Here is a 619-nt window from a genome sequence, read left to right on the forward strand (position 1 = left end):
GCTGCTGGCGGCCGTCGTGGCGCTCGCGCTCGGCATCGCCGCGAGCGAGACGCACCGGCGCTCGCTGGAACACGACTTCCGGCACGCCCTGGCCAATGCCGCCCAGCGCGAGGCGCTCGCCCTGCAGGGCCTGACCCTGACCGGCAAGGGCATGGGCGCGGTCGTGCTGGCCGGCCAGCTCAATCCCGACCTCAAGAACGCCGCCGCGCTCACCGACACCGACGCCGCCCGCCGCACCCGCCCGGCCTTCGAGACGCTGGAGGTCATCGGCACCAGCGTCGGCGCGCAGCTGGCCTACGTCGTCAACACGCAGGGCCGCATCATCGCGGCCTGGGACGACGAGGGCGTGTCCCCGATCGGCCTGGACGTGGCCTTCCGCCAGTACTACCGCCAGGCGATGCGCGGCCAGCCCAACGTCTTCGCCGGCATCAGCATCACCACCGGCCAGCGCGCCTTCTGGCTGGCCGCGCCGGTCTATCGCCAGCCCGGCCAGAGCGGCGAGATCATCGGCGTGATCGCCGCCCGCCAGTACGCCGACACGCTCGACCGCTTCCTCGACACCCGCAGCTATGCCGGCGCGCTGCTGGTCTCGCCGCAGGGCGTGGTGCTCGCCGCCAGC

Annotated in this window: 1 pseudogene; it reads left to right on the forward strand. The window is 73.7% G+C overall.

Annotated elements, in window-relative coordinates:
• Positions 1-619: pseudogene (locus tag FUT87_RS28870) on the forward strand (cache domain-containing protein); the annotation flags it as partial.

The organism is Mitsuaria sp. TWR114 (assembly GCF_007997345.1).